At 64.7% G+C, this 15,815-nt stretch carries 16 protein-coding genes and 1 tRNA gene; 11 read left to right on the top strand and 6 right to left on the bottom strand.

What is annotated here, in order from left to right:
- Nucleotides 1-113: 113 nt before the first annotated feature.
- Nucleotides 114-662: an ISAs1 family transposase gene (locus tag KQ310_RS02140; protein WP_259720136.1), complete on the top strand. Its 549-nt coding sequence runs from the start codon at nt 114-116 to the stop codon at nt 660-662.
- A gap of 299 nt (nt 663-961) precedes the next feature.
- Nucleotides 962-2,140, top strand: a complete 1,179-nt coding sequence (locus KQ310_RS02135; RefSeq protein WP_259720135.1) for an HD domain-containing phosphohydrolase — start codon at nt 962-964, stop codon at nt 2,138-2,140.
- 162 nt (nt 2,141-2,302) lie between these two features.
- On the opposite strand, the gene KQ310_RS02130 is transcribed toward KQ310_RS02135, so the two are convergent.
- Nucleotides 2,303-2,854 carry a manganese efflux pump MntP family protein gene (locus KQ310_RS02130; protein WP_259720134.1) on the bottom strand — a complete coding sequence of 184 codons (552 nt, stop codon included), beginning with the start codon at nt 2,852-2,854 and terminating at the stop codon, nt 2,303-2,305.
- Between the two features lie 179 nt (nt 2,855-3,033).
- Here KQ310_RS02130 and KQ310_RS02125 point away from each other — a divergent pair, with 179 nt between their 5' ends.
- From KQ310_RS02125 to KQ310_RS02115, 3 genes are all read left to right on the top strand, one after another.
- Nucleotides 3,034-3,267, top strand: a complete 234-nt coding sequence (locus tag KQ310_RS02125) for a cation transporting ATPase C-terminal domain-containing protein (RefSeq protein WP_259720147.1) — start codon at nt 3,034-3,036, stop codon at nt 3,265-3,267.
- A gap of 16 nt (nt 3,268-3,283) precedes the next feature.
- Nucleotides 3,284-3,943 carry a DedA family protein gene (locus KQ310_RS02120; RefSeq protein WP_259720133.1) on the top strand — a complete coding sequence of 220 codons (660 nt, stop codon included), beginning with the start codon at nt 3,284-3,286 and terminating at the stop codon, nt 3,941-3,943.
- Nucleotides 3,944-4,169: 226 nt separating this feature from the next.
- Nucleotides 4,170-4,421: a hypothetical protein gene (locus KQ310_RS02115; RefSeq protein WP_259720132.1), complete on the top strand. Its 252-nt coding sequence runs from the start codon at nt 4,170-4,172 to the stop codon at nt 4,419-4,421.
- A gap of 1,129 nt (nt 4,422-5,550) precedes the next feature.
- Here the strand turns inward: KQ310_RS02115 and KQ310_RS02110 are convergent.
- From KQ310_RS02110 to KQ310_RS02100, 3 genes are all read right to left on the bottom strand, one after another.
- Nucleotides 5,551-6,036, bottom strand: coding sequence for a hypothetical protein (locus KQ310_RS02110; RefSeq protein WP_259720131.1), 486 nt, complete (start codon nt 6,034-6,036; stop codon nt 5,551-5,553).
- A gap of 367 nt (nt 6,037-6,403) precedes the next feature.
- A tRNA-Ile gene (locus KQ310_RS02105) sits at nt 6,404-6,476 on the bottom strand.
- Between the two features lie 163 nt (nt 6,477-6,639).
- Nucleotides 6,640-7,050: a hypothetical protein gene (locus KQ310_RS02100; RefSeq protein WP_311134683.1), complete on the bottom strand. Its 411-nt coding sequence runs from the start codon at nt 7,048-7,050 to the stop codon at nt 6,640-6,642.
- 203 nt (nt 7,051-7,253) lie between these two features.
- On the opposite strand from KQ310_RS02100, the gene pyrE reads away from it, so the two are divergent.
- Nucleotides 7,254-7,847, top strand: a complete 594-nt coding sequence (pyrE, locus tag KQ310_RS02095; protein ID WP_259720146.1) for an orotate phosphoribosyltransferase — start codon at nt 7,254-7,256, stop codon at nt 7,845-7,847.
- A gap of 130 nt (nt 7,848-7,977) precedes the next feature.
- On the top strand, nt 7,978-9,018 hold the full coding sequence (locus KQ310_RS02090; protein WP_259720130.1) for a folate-binding protein YgfZ: 1,041 nt from the start codon (nt 7,978-7,980) through the stop codon (nt 9,016-9,018).
- A 51-nt stretch (nt 9,019-9,069) separates the two neighbouring features.
- On the opposite strand, the gene KQ310_RS02085 is transcribed toward KQ310_RS02090, so the two are convergent.
- Nucleotides 9,070-10,662, bottom strand: a complete 1,593-nt coding sequence (locus KQ310_RS02085; RefSeq protein WP_259720129.1) for a TM0106 family RecB-like putative nuclease — start codon at nt 10,660-10,662, stop codon at nt 9,070-9,072.
- Between the two features lie 108 nt (nt 10,663-10,770).
- Here KQ310_RS02085 and KQ310_RS02080 point away from each other — a divergent pair, with 108 nt between their 5' ends.
- The 4 genes from KQ310_RS02080 (at nt 10,771) to KQ310_RS02065 (ending at nt 15,070) form a co-directional block, all read left to right on the top strand.
- On the top strand, nt 10,771-12,237 hold the full coding sequence (locus KQ310_RS02080; RefSeq protein WP_259720128.1) for a phosphoglucomutase/phosphomannomutase family protein: 1,467 nt from the start codon (nt 10,771-10,773) through the stop codon (nt 12,235-12,237).
- A gap of 11 nt (nt 12,238-12,248) precedes the next feature.
- Nucleotides 12,249-12,950, top strand: a complete 702-nt coding sequence (rdgB, locus tag KQ310_RS02075; protein WP_259720127.1) for an RdgB/HAM1 family non-canonical purine NTP pyrophosphatase — start codon at nt 12,249-12,251, stop codon at nt 12,948-12,950.
- A 14-nt stretch (nt 12,951-12,964) separates the two neighbouring features.
- On the top strand, nt 12,965-13,210 hold the full coding sequence (locus KQ310_RS02070; RefSeq protein WP_259720126.1) for a hypothetical protein: 246 nt from the start codon (nt 12,965-12,967) through the stop codon (nt 13,208-13,210).
- An 87-nt stretch (nt 13,211-13,297) separates the two neighbouring features.
- On the top strand, nt 13,298-15,070 hold the full coding sequence (locus KQ310_RS02065; RefSeq protein WP_259720125.1) for a SpoIIE family protein phosphatase: 1,773 nt from the start codon (nt 13,298-13,300) through the stop codon (nt 15,068-15,070).
- Between the two features lie 24 nt (nt 15,071-15,094).
- Here KQ310_RS02065 and KQ310_RS02060 read toward each other — a convergent pair whose 3' ends face one another.
- Nucleotides 15,095-15,598, bottom strand: coding sequence for a DM13 domain-containing protein (locus tag KQ310_RS02060; RefSeq protein ID WP_259720124.1), 504 nt, complete (start codon nt 15,596-15,598; stop codon nt 15,095-15,097).
- Nucleotides 15,599-15,815: the final 217 nt, after the last annotated feature.

The following is a 15,815-nucleotide window of genomic DNA, read 5'->3' as shown; positions in this document are numbered from 1 at the left end:
TTAAACGCAGCAGCATGGGGCGGTTTGGAGCCTGCCCCTGCAGGCCGGCTCCGGGAGGCCAAACTCCCATCCTCGATACAGTTGCGTCAGTGTTCATAGAGAACGTTTGACTCGTGGCACAAATAGACGAAGTCTTCTCCGAAGGAGTAGCCAACCAGAAGACGCTGCACCGCCAGATCCGCAGCCAGTTCCAGGGAAAGCAGAAGATCCCTTTCGTGGCAACGGATCACGAGATCAGCCATGGCCGCACCATCACCTGGACCCTGCGTGCCAAAGCGGCCCCAGAGCACATCGCTGAGGCCTGGATCGGCACCAGCTGGATCGTGGAGGTGGTGGCCACCGGCACCCGCGACGGCAAGCCCTTTCAGGCCATCCATCTCTTCCTCACCAGCCTGAGCACCACCCCAGAAGCCCTGCTGCAACTGGTGCGAGACCGCTGGAGTATCGAGGGCTGGCACTGGATTCGGGACACCCAGCTCCATGAGGACGGCCACCGCTATCGGGGCAATGGCGCCGGCGCGATGGCCACGCTGCGAACCGCAGCGATGAACCTGCTGAGGCTGGCCGGATGTCGGTCGATTCGGGCCGGGATGCAGGCGGTGATGCACGACATCACGGCATTGCTGGCGATGGCCACGCGCCAGCCATCCCCGGACCCATAGTGAGACTTTGAATCAGCCCTGCTGCTGAAGTAGACACCGAAACCGCTTCATTTGCCATGGCCACCTGATCAGGGGGCAGGGGCGTCATCTTTCCTGGTAGTCACCGCACCGGCCACCCGACCCCAGCTGGAAAAGCATCCGATCTCAGCCAACCCACCAAGAAGCGTTATCCGGCAGCATTCATCATTTCTCGATATGCCTGCTCACGACCTACAGCAGCCCATCGGTTTTCCGCAGATCGGACTGTTAAGTTTGACTGAACCTTTTACGCGGACCAGCAGGACGCTCCAAGACATTCAATGAAGAAAACTAATAATGACGAAGCATCCGATGAGCAATTAGCGCACCTTTACCAAGGGTTGCATCAAGTCTGCTCGGCGATAGTTAATAGCACAAGCGAAGATGAGCTGTTCCCAAGAATTTGTGAGGCGGTGGTGAATTCAGGCCTATTTCGGCTCGCGTGGATTGGAATGGTAGAGGATTCAACCGATCAGGTAAGGATTGTGGCCCAGTTCGGTGCCGGTTCGGAATATCTTGACAGTCTCTCGATATCAACCAATCCGGGCAGCAAATTTTCGAGGGGCCCAACAGGTACAGCGATCCGCGAGGGGCGTGCAGTGTGGTGCCAGGATTTCCAGAGCGACCCCACGACAGAGCCTTGGCACGAGCGCGGCATGAGATTCGGTTGGCGCTCATCTGCCGCTTTACCGCTTTTTCGCGACGGTAGGGCCGTTGGTACGCTTACTTTATATGCGCACACAACCAATGCATTTACCGAGCAAGCGCAAAAACTGCTTCTTGCGACTGCACGCGACGTTGACCAAGCATTGAAGCTGTTCTCAATTGAGATCCTGAAAGACAAGGCACTAGAGGATCTCAAGAATTCCTTCAAGCGTTTGCATCGAAGCTGGTTGCAAACGGTGGAGATGACAATGGCGATAACTGACGCGCGTGACCCATACACGTCAGGGCATGAGCGGCGTGTGGCTGAGATTGCAGTCGCAATTGCAAATGAAATGGGGCTGGATACCGGAACAATTGAAGGAATAAGAGTCTCTGGCTACCTGCATGACCTAGGAAAAATTGGCGTACCGGCAGAAATACTTACAAGGCCAGGAAGACTTAGCGAACCGGAGTTCGAATTAGTCAAGACCCATTCGGAAAGGGGTTACAAGATTCTGAAAGAAGTGGATTTCCCCTGGCCGGTTGCTGAGGTTGCCTACCAGCACCACGAGCGCCTAGACGGAAGCGGCTACCCGCGTGGGCTAAAGGGCGACGAGATTCTGCTAGAGGCACGCATCATGGCCGTGGCGGACGTGGTCGAGTCGATGGCTTCGCACCGGCCCTACAGGGCAGGACTTGGTATAGAAAGAGCACTTACGGAGATCGAGCGCGGGCGTGGCACGGCCTACGCCCCTACGGTAGCCGATACCTGCATGGCCCTATTCCGTGAAAAGGGCTTTCGGATTCCAGACTGACCGCAGCCCCGCGAACGGCAGCTTTCGGGCGAGTTTGAGGATGGCCGCGAAGGTCTGGTTGTCGCAGCAAGTAGACAAAATGGATCCATGGAGTACACGATCAATTGCCGTATAACGAACAAGGATAGATCGTGCGCAGCCACGATCATCTATTCTTGCTCGCTAGACGGAAAGCATCTTGAAGCCAAGAACAATCAGAACACCACCGCCAATAATCTCAAGTCGGCTACCGAATGCTGGGGGCATTCGCCTGGCAAGACCTAGGCCCAAATAGGTAGCAACAAAGGCAGCAAGAGCAATAGGAACTGAGTAATCAAGAATCGGCTTGCCTGCTAAACCAAGAGTTACGCCGACGCCCAGTGAATCAATACTGGTTACGGTTGAAATAAACAGAATCTTCAGAAAACTATGAGTACGAGAGTCCTCTGACTCAGTGGCCTCGTCCGAGCTATGGTGATATGCCTCCCAGCACATATGAGCACCAACGGAAACCAATAAGGTGAACGCCACCCAATGGTCATAGTTGACAATCAGGTCCTTTGCAACATGACCAAGGAAGAATCCAATAGCGGTTGCAGCGCCTTCAGCAAATGCTGAACTGAGCGCAAAGGAGAATGCCCGCTGCGCTGAAAAGCGACGAAAACCCATCGCAAAAGCAGCAGAGAATGAATCAATACTTAAAACCACTGCGAAAAGAATTATTTCCCAAGTCATGACAGAAGAAATTGGTCATGCCATACTATCTGCTCGTCCTCGCAGCAATCAGTGGGCGGTGGGCTCATCCGCCTTCTCACATCAGCCTTGACGGCCTCGCTGTAGCGACGCATTGATCCTTTCCATCAAGCCCCCAGGGGTACGGATGAGAGCGATGACATCTGTCCTGAACCCGGGGGCTGCTTCAGGTCAAACCTTTCTCCAACCCGGCTCTTCTGGCAGCTGTGGTTCTCACCACAGGACTTAAGCTGATGTTGCTCTACGTGGCGCCGATCGCACAGTTCTTCGGGGCCCAGCCCCTGGATGGAAACGACCTGCTGCTCTACAGCGGTTTCAGCCTGCTGTTGTTCCTGTACCTTGAGCGGGAGAAGCTCTGGCGGGTTCGACGACGCACGGCAAACACTCACGCCTGATCCTCACTCTTCCGTCATGTCGCTGAGCGATGCCATAGATGCGCTGCCGGGCCTGATCAGCCAGGCGGTGGACACCAATCCCCTGCTGGGCTATCTGGTGATTGCCGGTGTGATGCTGCTCGAAAATGTGATCCCTCCCATTCCCTCCGAGGTGGTGATGCCTCTGGCGGGTTTTCTGGTGCACCAGGGGAAGCTGCAACTGATCCCCGCCGTGTTTGCTGGATTGGTGGGCACCGTGCTGGGGGCCTGGTTCTGGTACGGCATCGGCCGGCTGGTGAATGAGGAGCACCTGGAGCGCTGGTTGAGCCGCCACGGCCGCTGGCTTGGTCTACAACCCCAGGATCTTGCCAGGAGTCGCCGCTGGTTCAACCGCCATGGTGCGGCGGTGGTGTTCTGGGGGCGGATCATCCCCGGGATCCGCACCCTGGTTTCGGTGCCGGCGGGCATGGAACTGATGCCGCAGCGCGCCTTCCTGGCCTGGACAACGGCTGGCAGCCTTCTCTGGGTGCTGATTCTCACGCTGATTGGCAATCTGCTGGGCGAGGGATATCAACGGGTGGCAATCTGGCTGGAACCATTTGCCGAACTCATCAAGCTGATGGTGCTGATGGTGCTGGTTGCAGGGGTGGCGTGGCTGGCGCTGAAAGCGGTGAAGCAATGGCAATCCAACCGCTGAAAACCTCTACCCCTGACTCAAAGCCTGGAGAAGATCGGCATAACGATCATCCTTAGGGACGGATTCACGGATCCTGCCGCGCGAGAAGACGCAGCACATCTACAGGCCTGAAGTGTCAGAAAGGATGACAAATGATCATTGGCCTGGATCTATGCCTTCAGACTTGAGCCAGTATTGAGAGTGCAATTCCATGTAGAATCGCCCTATCAATCTCTTGTCATCCTCTGTGAACCGACTGCTTCTCTTCACAGTCCTGCTGGGGGTCGCCGGCTGTGCGGCACCCGATGCGAAGGCTCTGAAGAAAATTGCCTGTGAGCATGCTGCCACCACAATCGATCTGCAATCCGTTGCGCAGCTCGATGCCCTGCGCAAGGCTCTTGGTGTGGCGCCGGATGTGGATCCGATCCGTACCTGCAGGGAGCTGGGAGCGAACATGGAGCCCAGCAAAGAGGCTCCGGTCAATTCCGAATCCAATTGAGAGCGTCTGTGGATGCAACGCTTTTCGCTCCTCTGGAGAGCTATGCATCAACGCAGGCTTGGAGCCGGGACGTGTCACTGGGGCTGGTGACCTGTTCGGACAGGTAACGGTTTAGCCGGTTATCTCGTCTCACCAGCACTTCTCTTGATGGCGCTGAGCAATGTCAGCCTGGCACCGGCCCATGCCACTCCCCGCCAAGTGATTCTGCTCCGCCATGGTGACAAGGTGGAGTCGGGGGACGGAAACAACAACCTCTCGATCAACGGTTTTGTGCGCGCGATCAATCTGGCCCGCCTGATCCCCTCCCTGCTTCGGGCCCGCTACCCACATCCGGACGTTCTTCCTCAACCCCGTTTCCAGCAAGAACGCTCGCAGTGTCCAGAGCGCTGTTCCTCTGGGTGTGGCTACCGGGATCAATAGTTCCATTGCCCAGGTGTCGCGGGTCGATTCCCTTCTGGATGGCCAGGAGCTCCTCCGGATGCCCGAGCTGGCCAGGGGGATTGGCTGGCCCTCGATGCCCACCATCGGACCGATGGAGTTCGACCAGATCTTTGTGCTGCGCTATGAGACGCCAGGTGCTCCCCCCTGCCTCCGGTTCCCTTGCCTCCATTTCCCCTGCCCACTGGAGACACAGCCCCATCGCTCGGCGCATGGGATTTCGACCGCAGCGCTGATGCAGATCCAGGTACGGCTTCCAGCTGCAATATTTTAATCCAGACCTGTTCCGATTGACAGCAGCGAAGGCCCTGACACCGCAAGACACTGAACGAACTGCTGGGCACCCATGTCGCCAAGCCGCCGTCGGATTCCACCTTCCAACTGCTGCTGGCTCAGTTGGACGTGGAGGGCTTTGAGAACCTGCTCCAGGACTGGATGAGCACCCAGCTCGGCGATGCCGAACCCGTCGGGTGGAGCTCGAGGGGCTGCTGGTCCAGGCGGATGCGCTGCATGCGAACCGCCCTTTTTTCTCGACCTTGAAGAGCGTGGAGCCGACGTCCTGATCGCGGTGAAACACAGCCGCCGCAAGGGTTTTCAGGTGATCAAGGATCGCCTGACTTACGGGAGGAGGGCACCGCTGCGGCTACCGGGCTGGCAAGAACTTCTGCGGCCACTGGCATCTGGATCACTTCTAATCAGCCCTGCCGTACGTGGCGCACACCCCTGCCACCCACTGCCAATCCGCAGGAAGCTTGTCGATCACCTCGACGATCACCGCATCGCTGGGCAGATCCCTTGGTGCCGCGTCCTTGCCGGGGCTGTAGCCCTTACCCAGATCCCGGAGTTGCTGCACAGACTCCAGTCCAAGTTCCATGGCCTGGGCAGTGGCAGAAGCCGCCTGGGCGGCTCTTCTCCGCGTACGGCTTCCTGGCTCGCACGCGCTGACGAGAGCCTTGAGGCTCTCCAACGTGACCACCCGCAGATCTCGCAAGGGTGCCAGTGGTTCGGCATAGTCCTTGGCCCAGGTCGTGGGCGCGCTGGGCCCGCGCTTGCGTTGCGCCTGCCACCACTGCTCAGTGAGACGGATCGCCTCCATGCCACTGATCGTGGATTCCTGTGCGCTCGCAGCGACTGCACCAGCCTTCCATTGCTGAAAGGGAAAGGTCTCAATCCCCATCCGATGCATCTGGAGGTCACGTCCAAGCTGCTCAGCCAGCTGCCTTTCTTGCTGAAGGCCCGCCGGGTAAGGCAATGGGGTGCTGATGCGTTGCCGTGTCCACTGGCCTTCGGGGGTAGGCAGCATGCCGCGAAGCCGAATGGTGCGTCCGGATGGGGAGACTTCCAGGCTCACCGCACACCCGAGGTCCTTGAGGGCCCGGTTCAACTTCGACAGGTAGGGGTCGCCAGCCACCGGTCACCGTGCCCGAAATCGTGATCACCATGCCCTCAAATGACCGCATTTGTGCCCGAATGGGAGGCCAAGGTGGGCGCTTCATCCAAGGAGAATCTGGCCGAAACCGCTTGCTATGAAGGAAAGACTTGAATGGGGGTCGCGAGGATCGAACTCGCCTAAGGCGGATTATGAGTCCGCTGCATTCACCAGATTGCTAGACCCCCGGATCTGGCCACGGCGTGCCGAAGCCCGCACCCTGGACAGAACCACGATTACCAGAGGCCGCGAATCGGCGGCGGCGACCAATAGGGTTCGGCCGGTCGGTCCACCGGAATCACCGCTGCACCGCCGGTCCCGATGCTGGAGGAAAAGCCGTTGTGCACGTCTTCAGTGCGCCAGTAGAGCGGGTTGCTCTGCTGGCGCAGAAGTTCGGTGTAGGTGTTGTTCAGCGCCGAGGCATCCCAGATGATCCGCTGATCCGGGAAGCCCAGACCCATTCACCCGCGTGCCGCCCTCGCCCCCCATGGCGATGCCGAACAGATCGGTGATCTGGTTGGTGATGTCAACGCTGCGGGCAAACGTGGGGGTGTAGGTGAAGAACCTGCTCTCCACCAGCTCGGCGGTGGTCTGCACCACGGCGCAGCGGGTCACCTCGACGGGCCCGGCGGCGTTCATCCCACCCGGGCCACTGCCCGCCAGCGGCGCCTCCAGGGTGGTGGTGCACACCACTGGGCCGGTCTGCGCCTGCGCCGGCAACAACGGCAGCACCAGAGTGGCAGCAGCACTGAAGCCAACCACTCGCTGCCCGAGGCGTGCTGACCAAGTTGTGGCTCCGATGCCTCCCCGATCGGGGGCTCGCCTGCGTTGCATCGCTCTACCGGCCTGTGCCGGGGGGACCCGTTTCGCGCTCAAACTAGGCAGGTTCGGGCTTCCCCACCAGCCCCCGTCAGCCACCTCCGCGACCGATGCCCTTTCCGTCCCATCCCGCCGCCGCCACCGCCATGGGCGCGATCGCCGGAACCACGGCGGAGCAACGGGCTGCCCTGCTGCCCCTGCTGGCCTCCAAGGCCTACCGGCACGGCACGTTCACCCTGGCCTCGGGCCGCATCAGCAACCACTACGTGAACTGCAAGCCGGTGAGCCTGGCCGGCACGGGGCTGGCCCTGCTCGGTGCCCTGCTGCTCGACCAGGTGGAACCGGAAGCGGTGGCGGTGGCGGGTCTCACCCTGGGGGCCGATCCGCTGGTGAGTGCGGTGGCGATGCGCGCTGCCCTGAATGGCCGCGCGCTCGACGCCCTGATCGTGCGCAAGGAAGCCAAGGGCCATGGCACCGGCGCCTGGCTGGAGGGCCCGCTGCCGGCCGCGGGCAGCCGCATCACGGTGCTGGAAGACGTGGTCACCACCGGCGGCTCGTCACGCAAGGCCGTGACCCAGCTGCGCGAAGCGGGCTATGTGGTGGACCGGGTGGTGACGATCGTGGACCGGCAGGAGGGAGGCCTTGAGGCGATGACCGCCGCCGGCCTGGAGCTGCGCAGCCTGTTTCTGCTGGAGGAGGTGGCCGCCAGCGCCGCGGGCTCCAGCGCCGCAAGCAGCTGAACTGCAGGCACCTGGGCTGCTGCTCTGCCCGCTGTCGCAGGCTCGAACATTGCTGTCGCAGGCTGGAACCTTTGCGACCCGGTCATCCACCATGGCCGCAAAGCCGGTCCGCCATCCCCCACCCCCTCCCATGAGCACCGCCACCAGCCCCTGGGACCAGCCCCGCCACAGCGGTCGCCTCGTCCAGCCCGTCAGCCTGCTGCGGCTGGACGGGCCCGACACGCGTTCCTTCCTGCATGGCCAGACCAGCCAGGCGGTGGCCCAGGCCGCGCCTGGCCAGTGGCTGCGCACCTGCTGCATCAGCCCCACCGGCCGGATGCGGGCCCTGGCGGAGGTGCTGGTGGATGAATCCGGCGCCTGGCTGGCGATCACCGCCGGCGAAGGCGGCGCGGTTCGGGCCGCCTTCGATCGGGTGCTCTTCCCTGCGGATCAGGTCCACCTGGGCCCGCTGCAGTCGGGCTGGCTGATCACGCCGCTCAGCCCCGGCACCCCGGCGGAACGTCCAGAGCCGGAGGGGGGAAGCTGGAGGGCCGTTGGCGAGCCGCAGGCTGAACTGCAGGCCTGGCTGCTCGGAGAAGAGCGGCTGCTGGTGCAAGGCGACGCCCCCCTGCCACCCGCCCTGGCGGCGGATCTGCCCGCTGCCTTCTCCAGCGGCGATCAGCTCAACGCCAGCGACAGCGAGCACTGGCGGATCCAGCGGGGCCTGCCGGCCGCTCCCCATGAACTGAACGACGACACCAATCCTTTCGAGCTGGGCCTGGCCGAACGGGTCAGCCTCAGCAAAGGCTGCTATGTGGGCCAGGAGACCCTGGCCAAGCTCGCCACCTACGACGGCGTCAAGCAGCAACTGCGGCGCTGGCACCTGGCGGCTGCCACGGGGGCCACGGAGGCGAGGGCGGCGGCGGCCTGCACCGAACCCGGCAGCGACCTGCAGGGCGCCGATGGCAGCCGCGCCGGGCTGATCACCTCCTCCCTGGAGCTTGCCGAGGGCCAGGGGCGGATCGGCCTGGCCCTGGTGCGCCGCCGCCACCTGGAGGCGGTGGAGCTGCGGGCCCTCGGCAGCGCCGGCCAGGAGGAGGCTGGCCCTGAGGCTGGGGCGATGGTGACGCTGTCCTGCCCCGAGGCCTTCGCGCCACCACCGGTGGGAGCCGGCTCTGCCGCCAGGCTCTGAGCGGAACGCAGCGGGAGGGGCCGTGCCGGGCGGTCCAGTGGCGGGCGGGCGTCAGTCCCGATCCAGGAGCCAGCGGGCCACCGCCCAGGTGGCGAGGCTGTCGTCGCGGTTGTATTGGAAGATCCGCTGCAGCCGCCCGGGGCTGTGGCGACCGCGGACGCGATCCTGATGCCAGTGGCGCCACTGCCGCCACCACAGCAGGCAGCGGGCTCCATCAACGCCGGGCTGGCTCCAACGGAAACCGAGCCAGCCCGCCACCGGCTTGAGGCCATAGCCGTTCACCGGCAGGCGCCAGTGGCGCCGCAGCCGCGCATGCACGTCCACCAGGCGGCTGCGAAGACGCAGCACCTCCGCCTCGCTGGCGCCCTGGCGCTGGGCCAGGCGCACGAGGGCCAGCGACTCGGTTTCGCCGTAGTGGAGCAGGGGCCAGTCGGAGTAGCGCGCCAGCAGGCTCCTCAGCCGGGCCCAGAGCCGGGGCTCACCGTGTTCCTGCAGGGCCAGTACAGCCAGATAGCGGCCTGCACGGTCTGCGGCGGTTCCGTTTGCGGCGAATCCGTTTGCGGCGAATCCGTCTGCGGCGGTTCCGTCTGCAGTGGTCCCATCGGCCTCCGGAACGTTGGCCACCGGCCAGCACCCATCGGCGCCGCGGGGCAGCAGCAGGAAGCCGTGCAGGAAATCGTCGCGGGCGTCGGGGTCGGATTCGATGTCGTAGAGCAGAACCCCCGGAGCGCGTGCCAGCTCCGGCAGGGCCGGTGCGGGATCGAGCCGCTCCGGGATGCCACTGGCCTGCACCCGCGCCTGAGCCACCAGGGTGGCCGCGATCTCGCGGTGCTGCTCGCCATGGGCCTCGAGCTGATCGGCCAGGCGTTCGGGGTCGGTGGCCGCCAGGTCGGTGAGGCGGGCGATGCCGAGGCCCAGCAGCAGCTCGCGGCGTTTGCCGCCGATGCCGCTCACCTCACTGAGATGGCCCTCCCGGGCCGCCTCCCGGTCGCACAGCCCCCGCCAGCAGCAGAGGGTGCATTTCTTGCGGTCGTTCACCAGCGGCGGCGGCTGGTCGTGGTCCAGCTCCTGGCCAAGGCGCTCGAGGCTGTCGTCCAGTTGGCGCATCAAACCACTGCTGAGGGCGAGCCGCTCCCTCTCCAGGCGCCGCCCCTCACCCGCCACCACCAGCCCCTCGGGCACCGGAGCCTGCTGGTGCTCGGCCAGCAGCCGGCCCCAGAGGGCGAGCAGCAATCGGTGCTCACGCGTCACCCGGCGCCCCTGCCGAGCCAGCACCGGCCGGTAGCGAAAGGCGCCCCAGCGGCTGTCGCCCTCCAACCGCTGCAGCAGGCTGGGGTGGGCTTCAACGGCCTGGCCGTCGCGGGTCCGTCCCCGCAGGCGCACGCCCACCACGCCGGCCTCCCCACGGGCACAGGCCGCCTCACCGTGGCCGGGCCGGCTGGGCAGCAGGGTCTGGAAACTGCGCAGCTGGTCTTGCAGGGCCAAAGCCCGATGGGCGCTCCAGAGACGCTCGCCGCTGGGGCCGTGCCGATCGAGCCAGGCCCGCCGCCGGCAGCGCAGCCAGCCCCGCAGCAATCGGTCAGTGAGCGGAGCGCAAGTGAGCGGAGTGTCAGTGAGCGGAGCGGATCCAGTCGGCTGGGCCATCGCCGCAGGCTAGGGAGGCGGTGGCCTGCCCACCGGCCGGCACCCGGGAAGGCACCAGCAGGCGGACGGGCTGCTACGACCAGGGCAGCGCGCCTCGATTTCGCCCCCATGGTCTCTGCCCCCCTGCCCCTGGAGGCCAGCCCGATCGTCTTCGGCACCGATGGCTGGCGCGGCATCCTCGGGGTGGACATCACCGTGGAGCGCCTGCTGCCGGTGGCGGCCGCCGCGGCCCGCGAACTCGAGCATGCCGCGCCCGAAGGCCTCAACAGCCGCGAGGTGGTGATCGGCTACGACCGCCGCTTCCTGGCCCCTGAACTGGCCGAAGCGATCGCAGCGGCGGTGCGCGGCGCCGAACTGGTGCCGGTGCTGACGGACAGCGCCATCCCCACCCCCGCCGCCAGCTGGGCCGTGGTGGAGCGCGGCGCCCTCGGGGCCCTGGTGATCACCGCCAGCCACAACCCGCCCGAATGGCTGGGCCTGAAGATCAAGGGCCCCTTCGGCGGATCGGTGGAAGGCAGCTTCACCAAGCGGGTGGAGCAGCGGCTGGCGGCGGGCGGCATCACCGTGCCGATCCCGGGCGCCACCCTGCGCTTCGATGCGATGGGCACCTACCTGGCGGGCCTGCAGGCGAAGGTGGACACGGCCGCCCTGAGCTCCGGTCTGGAGCGGCTGGGGCTGCAGGTGATCGTCGACCCGATGCACGGGTCGGCGGCGGGTGGCCTGTCCCGTCTGCTGCCGGAGGCCGCAGCAGCAGGCCACCTCCGCGAAATCCGCTCCCATAGGGATCCCCTGTTCGGTGGCAACCCACCCGAGCCGCTGGCCCCCTACCTGGGCGAGCTGATCGCCGAGGTGCGCGCCTCCACCCTGGCGGGCCGGCCGGCGGTGGGCATCGTCTTCGACGGCGACGGCGACCGCATCGCCGCGGTGGATGAACACGGCCGCTTCTGCAGCACCCAGCTGCTGATGCCCCTGTTCATCGACCACCTGGCCCGTGCCCGCCAGTTGCCGGGCATGGTGATCAAGACCGTGAGCGGCTCGGATCTGATGCAGCAGGTGGCCGAAGATCTGGGCCGCCCCGTGCTGGAGAAGGCCGTGGGCTTCAAGTACATCGCCGCCGAGATGCTCAGCGGCACGGTGCTGGTGGGCGGCGAGGAATCGGGCGGGGTGGGCTTCGGCATGCACCTGCCGGAGCGGGATGCCCTGTTCGCGGCCCTGCTGCTGATCGAGGCCCTAGTGGAAGGCGGCTTGCCCCTGGGGGCACGCATCGATGCCCTGCAGCAGCGCTGCGGCGGCGCCGCGGCCTACGACCGCCTCGATCTGCGCCTGCCGGACATGGCGACCCGCGGCCGTCTGGAGGCCTTCCTGGCGGCCACCCCGCCGGCAGAGGTGGCCGGCGCCGCCGTGCAGGAGGTGATCACCACCGATGGCGTCAAGCTGCGCCTCGGCCCCAGCCACTGGCTGATGCTGCGGTTTTCGGGCACCGAACCGCTGCTGCGCCTCTACTGCGAGGCCCCGAGCCAGGACCGGGTGGCCGCGGTGCTGCACTGGGCGCGGCAGCTCGCCGAGGGGATCTGAGGCCACCGCCGATGGCTGCCCCTGTTCCCTCCCCCACGGTGCTCGTGATCGCCAGCGGTAACGCCGGCAAGCTGCGGGAGTTCACCACCCTGCTGGGGGACCTGCGCCTCGGCGTTCCCCTTGAGGTGCGGCCCCAGCCGCAGGGGCTGGAGGTGGAGGAAACCGGCACCACCTTTGCCGAGAATGCGCGGCTCAAAGCCGAGGCTGTGGCCCGCGCCACCGGCCACTGGGCCCTGGCGGATGATTCGGGCCTCTCGGTGCTTGCCCTGGGGGGTGCCCCCGGGGTGTATTCGGCCCGCTATGCCGCCACCGATGCCGGCCGGATCGAGCGGTTGCTGCGGGAACTGGCAGAGGCTGCTCCGCGCGGAGGCGATAACCCCGACCGCCGGGCCCACTTCACCGCGGCCCTGGCCCTCGCCGATCCGGCCGGTCGCACGGTGCTGGAGGTCGAGGGGGTGTGCGAGGGGGAGATCCTGCCGGCACCGCGCGGCAGCGGCGGCTTCGGCTACGACCCGGTGTTCCTGGTGCCGGAGCTGGGGCTCACCTTCGCCGAGATGGTTCCCGAACAGAAGCGGCAGCGGGGCCACCGCGGCCGAGCCCTGGCGGCGCTGCTGCCTCGGCTGGCGGCAGTGCTGAAGGCGCGGGGGGCGGCGGATCAGGGCAGGCCGGCTTCCCCCATGCCTGGCGTGAGGCCGCCCGCCACTCTTCGCTGAAGGTTTCCTCGGCCATGGCCCCGTCTTGTTTTCCGCTTCCCCTGCTGGTCCTGCTTCTAGCGGCGGCCCTGCCGGTGGAGAACGGAGTGCCGGTGTGCCTCGCCACTCCAATCAAGCTGGGCTACAAGCTCAGCACTTGGGTCACCGCGATGACGGTGGCGGCCACCCTCGGGGAGCGGCGGGGTGCCTGGGCGGTTCCCGCGATTCCGCTGAGGTCTCGCGTGGCTTTGCAACGGTTTCCCTGGGCCTTTGAACGGTGAACGTAGAGTTACCTTGGCACCAGGAGTCCTCGGTGATGGGCGATTGCCGGTCCCTGCTGCTCGTGCTGGCGGCCAGTGAGGGGATCCATGCCTTCTAGCGTTCCTGTTGATCGCCTGCGTGCCTATCTGCGGCACGAACTCTGTACTCCCATCAACGCAATCACGGGCTACGCCGAGATGGTGCAGGAAGATCTTCAGGACCTGGGTTCTCCCCTGGCGGAGGATTGTGGGCGCCTGAGGGAGGCGGGTCATCAGTTGCTCTCCCTGGTGCATCACGGCCTGCTCTCGGAGGATCCCGAGACTGCATCGATGCCCCTGCAGGAGCGGCTGGCGCGACTACCTGACCTGATGGCCGTTTCTCTGGAGGCCGTGAGGGCGGAGGTGAATCAACTGCTGGCAGCCAGCGAGGGCCTCGCCGTGGTCGCCGACCTTGTGAAGGTAGGTCAGGCGGCGCAGACCCTGGACCATCTGGTGCATCACCTCGACGTTCTGGCCGCAGGCTTTTCTCCTGCTTCTCCTGCTTCTCCCCCCGCCGGAGCAGGCACCCCCACCCAACCCAGCCCTTCGAAAGGCCCTCGGGAGCTGGAGGTCCCCCAGAAGAACGCGACCTGCCTGGAGGAATCGATCGCGGCCCACATCCTGGTGGTGGATGACACCCCCAGCAATCTTGAGGTGCTGGAGCGCCAGTTGATCCGCAAGGGTCATCAGGTCACCACCTGCCTGAATGCCGAGGCGGCTCTGGAGCAACTGCGCCAGCAGGCCTTTGATCTGATTCTGCTGGATCTGTTGATGCCAAGCATGAACGGAGATGAGTTCCTCCGATATCTGAAGAGTGATCCGGAATTGAGATTCATTCCGGTCATCATGATCTCGGCCCTGGAGGATTATGGCCAGATGGTGAAGTGCATCGAGATCGGTGCCGAAGACTTTCTGCCCAAGCCCTTTGAATCCACCCTTCTCAAGGCCCGCATCGGCTCCTCCCTGGAGCGCAAGCGAGCCAGGGACAAGGAGGCGATCTATACCAAGCAAGTGGAAGCCCTCTCGGCCCTTCTGCAGCAGGAACTGGATCAAGGGAGGCTGATGCAGAGAAATTTTCTGCCCGCCCAGCTGCTGGAGAAGCCCGGCTGGGAATTCGCTGCCTTCTTCAGTCCGGCAAAGCAACTGGCGGGAGACTTCTACGACCTGTTCGAATTGCCCGACGGTGCCGTGGGGATCATCATCGCCGATGTCTGTGACAAGGGTGTCGGTGCGGCGCTGTTCATGGGCTTGTTTCGCAGTCTGCTCCGCATCTTCTCGGGCCAGACGCTGCTGGACGGGCTGCCTCTGCATCGTTCAGAGACAACGGCTCCCCCGCCAGGCCCTGAGCCTGGCGGGGGAGCCCAGAGCCATCTCCGCCCTCTGGATGCGATCGGGCTGACGAACAGCTACATCGCCATAAATCATGGCGAAACCGGGATGTTCGCCACAGTCTTCTTTGGCATCCTTGAACTGGAGACGGGCCGGATGAGCTACATCAATGCCGGCCATGATCCGATCTATGTTCTCGATTCCGACGCCCGGATCAAGCAGGTACTGGACGTCACGGGCCCAGCGGTGGGAATGCTGGCCCAGACGCGCTTCGCCGTGAAGGAGATGCATCTCGATCGGGGGGATCTGATGCTCGCCTACACGGATGGGATCACCGAGGCCAGGGCCACCAGCGGCGAATTTTTCGGCAACACCCGCCTGCAGACTCTCCTGAGCCAGGGCCATGCGTCTGCTCGCAGGCTCACCGAGGCGATCACCGAGGCGGTGTTCGCCCACACCGGCGAAGCCGAGCAGTTCGACGACATCACCCTGGTGGCCGTCAAGCGCCTGTAGCCGGTACCGTGGCTGCGGCCCGGATCAGGGCTTCAGCGGCGCCCAGGCCATTGTGGCGTTGAACTTCTGGCACCAGATCAGCACCGAGCCCTGCTTGCTGAGGTCAATCGAGGCGGGAATGGTGTAGCTCTGTCCCCCCATGCTGGTTTTCAGCGGCGCCAGGATCGTGTAGGTACCGGGCTTGAGCGGGTAGCCGGGGGCCTTGGTGCTGGCCAGGGGCTTGGTCGAGGGGCTGAAGACGATCTTCAGATCGGGGGCCATGTCGCTGGTCTTGAAGTCCTTGCTGAGCGTGAGGACCTGCTTGCCGCCTTCGCTGTGGATCGAGAAGCCACCGCTCACGGGTTTCTCCGCCATCCGGAAACTTCCCTTGGCCATGTCACCGGCCATCGCCCCGGCAGCCTCTTTCTGCATGGGTTTGGTCATCGGCTTGGACATGGATTCGGCGTGGAGCGCCGCACCCGAGAGCAGGGAGGCACCGACCAGAACCAGGGCAGCGGAGCGGGCCAGGGTGGATGACAACACGGTCATGACGAACGAGGAGTGGGGGCGTGTGTGGTGCGCAGAGGGGGTGACCCAACGGGGTTGAACCGAACGGGCTCAGCCCCTGCGTCCAGAGATACCGATGGGCCTCGGGTTCGGATTGGAACGTCCTTCACTCCCGACTCCAGGTCCCAGGTTCAAGGTCGTCCTGCAGCCGCTGCTCGTTCCCTCAATCCGATCAGCCTGCTCAGCGGTATCCCCATCA

It is taken from the genome of Synechococcus sp. CS-1328 (assembly GCF_025128095.1).
GTDB lineage: Bacteria > Cyanobacteriota > Cyanobacteriia > PCC-6307 > Cyanobiaceae > CBW1002.
The sequence above is the reverse complement of the archived record's forward strand: the minus strand, read 5'-3'. Positions and strand labels throughout refer to the sequence as shown.

What these genes read in the sequence shown, in the direction of transcription:
- KQ310_RS02135 (WP_259720135.1), top strand. Translation starts at nt 962, where the DNA reads ATGAAGAAAACTAATAATGACGAAGCATCCGATGAGCAATTAGCGCAC.
- KQ310_RS02130 (WP_259720134.1), bottom strand. Translation starts at nt 2,854, where the DNA reads ATGACTTGGGAAATAATTCTTTTCGCAGTGGTTTTAAGTATTGATTCA.
- KQ310_RS02120 (WP_259720133.1), top strand. Translation starts at nt 3,284, where the DNA reads ATGTCGCTGAGCGATGCCATAGATGCGCTGCCGGGCCTGATCAGCCAG.
- KQ310_RS02110 (WP_259720131.1), bottom strand. Translation starts at nt 6,036, where the DNA reads ATGGGGATTGAGACCTTTCCCTTTCAGCAATGGAAGGCTGGTGCAGTC.
- pyrE (WP_259720146.1), top strand. Translation starts at nt 7,254, where the DNA reads ATGGGCGCGATCGCCGGAACCACGGCGGAGCAACGGGCTGCCCTGCTG.
- KQ310_RS02090 (WP_259720130.1), top strand. Translation starts at nt 7,978, where the DNA reads ATGAGCACCGCCACCAGCCCCTGGGACCAGCCCCGCCACAGCGGTCGC.
- KQ310_RS02085 (WP_259720129.1), bottom strand. Translation starts at nt 10,662, where the DNA reads ATGGCCCAGCCGACTGGATCCGCTCCGCTCACTGACACTCCGCTCACT.
- KQ310_RS02080 (WP_259720128.1), top strand. Translation starts at nt 10,771, where the DNA reads ATGGTCTCTGCCCCCCTGCCCCTGGAGGCCAGCCCGATCGTCTTCGGC.
- rdgB (WP_259720127.1), top strand. Translation starts at nt 12,249, where the DNA reads ATGGCTGCCCCTGTTCCCTCCCCCACGGTGCTCGTGATCGCCAGCGGT.
- KQ310_RS02070 (WP_259720126.1), top strand. Translation starts at nt 12,965, where the DNA reads ATGGCCCCGTCTTGTTTTCCGCTTCCCCTGCTGGTCCTGCTTCTAGCG.
- KQ310_RS02065 (WP_259720125.1), top strand. Translation starts at nt 13,298, where the DNA reads ATGCCTTCTAGCGTTCCTGTTGATCGCCTGCGTGCCTATCTGCGGCAC.
- KQ310_RS02060 (WP_259720124.1), bottom strand. Translation starts at nt 15,598, where the DNA reads ATGACCGTGTTGTCATCCACCCTGGCCCGCTCCGCTGCCCTGGTTCTG.